Raw genomic sequence first — 3,117 nt, 5'->3', positions numbered from 1 at the left:
GTGCATCCCGTAGACGCGGTCCGCGCCCAGCAGCTCCGGGCGGGCGTCGCACACCAGCCCGGTCGTGAACGACTCCTCCGGCGTGAGCTGGCTCAACACCTTCAGATGCGCCGCGAACAGCACACTCTTCAACGAGGTCCGCGTCGACGACGCCAACCCCCGAAGCCCCGACTCCAGGTCCCCGAACGGCACCTCCACCACATGCGTCGCCCGTGAAGCCTCCTCACCCTCACCCCAACCCGACGGCAGGACGAAAGCCGCGTGACCATCGACCACCGAGCGCCAGTACTCCTGGTCGCCCTCATCGGCCAATGACTCCAGCTCTCCGGCGATGAAGTCCGCATAGCGTGCTCCGCCGGTGGCCGGCGGCTCAACCGCGCCACCGTCGCGAATTGCCTGATAGGCCATCAGCAGGTCAGAAAGGAAGGCATTCTGGCTCCAGCCTTCGAGAATGGCGTGGTGGTACGTCAGGACGAGCCACCAGGAACCGTTCTCCTCAACCAGGGTCGCCAACCCGAACAACGGGGCCTGGCTGACATCCACCAACTTCGTCCGCTGACCGTCGACATAGTCCTCGACGACACGGTGTGCGGAGTCACCGGCCCTGAGCGACAATCGCTCGATCGGGACCCGCACCCGGCTCGCGGGCCAGACGAGTTGCATCGGTGCCGAGAAGGTCGTCAGATCAACCGAGGTCCGCAGGGCCTCCTGGCGAGCCACCACGAAGGCGGCTGCCTCCACCAGCACCGTGTGGTCGTACGGCTCGGTTCCAGGAACACGGAACGCCGTCACCCGCTGGTAATCGTCCTTACCGATCCCGAGGAGCCCTTCCACGACCATGCCCGTCTGGACCTGCGACAACGGGTACGCATCGACGAGACCAGCCGGAAGCGCGGCCCGGTCGGATTCTCCGACCAGCGCGAACGGCTCGACGAGCACATCGTCGACCTCGATGTCGTCGCCGGTGATGTGTTGTGCGAGTTCGGCGATGGTGGGGTGGTCGAAGATGTCGCGGACGGCGAGGTCGAGCCCGGCGGCACGTGCGGTGCCGACCAGCACGACGGCCCGGATGGAGTCCCCACCGAGGTCGAAGAACGTTTCGTTCACCCCCACCCTGGCCAGCCCGAGTGCCTCCGCCCAGACTGCGGCGAGGCGTCGTTCGGTGTCGGTACGCGGTTCGACACTGTCCCGCGACACGAGCTCGGGGGCGGGCAGGGCGGCGCGGTCGAGCTTGCCGGCCGCGGTGAGCGGCCAGCTGTCCAGCGTGATCACAGCGGTAGGCAGCATGTACTCGGGCAGGCTCTGTCGCAGGTGTCGGCGCACTTCGTCCAGGCCGAGCTCGGCCGCTGCGATCAGATAGGCGGTGAGGCGGGGTTCGTCGGTGTGGTCGGGGATCGCGGTGACATGCGCGTCACGGACCTGGGGGTGGCTGCGCAACGCGGTTTCGATCTCCGCGGGTTCGATCCGGTATCCACGGATCTTCAACTGGTCGTCGCTGCGGCCGAGATACTCCAGTTCACCGGTCAGGGTGCGTCGTACCAGGTCGCCGGTGCGGTAGAGCCGGGTACCGGGCGGGCCGTAGGGGTTGGGCAGGAACCGTTCCGCCGTGAGGGCGGCGTGACCGCGGTAGCCCTGGGCCAGGCCGTCCCCGGCGATGAAGAGCTCACCGGCGACGCCCGACGGCACCGGGTTCAAGTGCCCGTCCAGCACGTGGACGGTCGTGTTCCGGATCGGCGTGCCAAGCGGAATGCTTACCGGATCGAAGGGCATGTCCACGGCGGTGGACCAGATCGTCGTCTCGGTCGGCCCATAGACATGGACCAGACGTTCGGCGCGTGCCCGCAGCTGGCCGGCGAGTTCCAGCGGCAGTGCCTCGCCGCCCACCAACAGCGTGAGACCGGCCGGGTCGAGACCGGCCCCGAGCAGGACCTTCCACCCCGACGGGGTCGCCTGCACATGCGTCACACCGTGCTTGCGGATCAAGCCGATCAGCTCGTCCGCATCCCCGACCTGATCGTCTCCGGCCAGCACGACACACTGCCCGCTCACCAGGGGCAGGAACAGCTCCAGGCCCGAAATGTCGAACGACACCGACGTCGAGGCCAGCCACACCTCGCTCGCCGGCGAGGCAGCTCCCAGAATCTCCCGCATACCCGCGAGAAGGTTCGCCAGAGCCCCCCGGGTGACCTCCACACCCTTCGGCGTACCGGTCGAACCCGACGTGTAGAGCACATACGCGAGCACGTCAGGATCCACCACCGGCCAGGCACCGGTGGGTAGTTGGGCATCAATCACGTCGGCATCACGGTCCAACACGACCATCGTGCCCGGATGCACGGCCCGCGCCGTGTGCGCATGGACCTCCTGCGTCACCACGACCACCGGCTTGGCATCCGCCACGATCCCGGCCAGCCGTCCCACCGGGAACGCCGCATCCAACGGCAGATACCCGGCACCCGACTTCAGTACCGCCAGCATTGCGATCAGAAGTTCCGGCGAGCGTTCCACCAGAACTCCGACCACATCACCCGGACCGACGCCCAGCGAGCGCAGGTGATGGGCGAGCCGGTCCGAACGCGCATCCAGCTCCGCATAGGAGATCTGCATGCCCTTGGCGATCACCGCCACCGTGTCCGGCGCCGACGCGACCTGCGCGGCGAACGCGTCGAGGACATCCGCCGACGTGCCCGTCACGCCCGTGATCGTCGAGATCTCACCCGGCGGCATGAACACCGCGTGTGCATCGCCCGTCCCGCCGGCGGCCATGGACTCCAGCACCAGGCGGAACATCACTCCCAACCGCTCAACATGCGCCTGGGACAGGAGTCCGGCATCGGCGTGCAGAATCACTCGGCTGTTCAGTGTTGATGCCACGAGCGGGAACTGTGAACCGGCGCGATGGGTGTTCGCGACCGCATCGATCAGCTTGCGGTCGACCTGACCGAACTCCTGGTAGTTGAAGTAGACGTCCGGCACTTGCCGGTTGTGCGCCAACCGTTGGATCGCGGGCAGGGGAAAGCGGCGGTGTGGCCACAACTCGGCCTCACGCCCGAACACCTGCCGTACCAGCTCCGCCCACGTCCCGGCCGTGCGGTCGAAGACGAACGGGACCGTGTT

1 protein-coding gene is annotated in these 3,117 nt (G+C 67.5%); it reads right to left on the bottom strand.

All coding sequences use genetic code 11. The features are described 5' to 3' along the window. Nucleotides 1-3,117 (bottom strand): non-ribosomal peptide synthetase (locus ABTY15_RS39475; RefSeq protein WP_350607544.1); only part of this gene is annotated, 3,117 nt, incomplete at both ends.

Origin of the sequence: Kitasatospora sp. NPDC097643 (assembly GCF_040302625.1) — a bacterium.
In the GTDB taxonomy this organism is placed as follows: domain Bacteria; phylum Actinomycetota; class Actinomycetes; order Streptomycetales; family Streptomycetaceae; genus Kitasatospora.
This window is presented reverse-complemented; position numbering and strand designations above follow the sequence as displayed.